The organism is Pseudomonas sp. PDM30 (assembly GCF_019218985.1).
Taxonomy (GTDB): Bacteria; Pseudomonadota; Gammaproteobacteria; order Pseudomonadales; family Pseudomonadaceae; genus Aquipseudomonas; species Aquipseudomonas jessenii.
On the sequence record NZ_JAHUWM010000038.1, the window covers coordinates 1 to 255 of the forward strand.

Sequence of the window (255 nt, forward strand, 5' to 3'; positions counted from 1 at the left end):
GGTTCTTTTCGCCTTTCCCTCACGGTACTAGTTCACTATCGGTCAGTCAGTAGTATTTAGCCTTGGAGGATGGTCCCCCCATATTCAGACAAAGTTTCTCGTGCTCCGTCCTACTCGATTTCATGACCAAGAGATTTTCGCGTACAGGGCTATCACCCACTATGGCCGCACTTTCCAGAGCGTTCCGCTAATCTCAAAGCCACTTAAGGGCTAGTCCCCGTTCGCTCGCCACTACTAAGGGAATCTCGGTTGATT

General features: G+C 50.2%; 1 rRNA gene. It reads right to left on the minus strand.

Going from position 1 to position 255, the window contains the following annotated elements:
* Window positions 1-255: ribosomal RNA gene (locus KW840_RS29120) — 23S ribosomal RNA — on the minus strand; the annotation flags it as partial.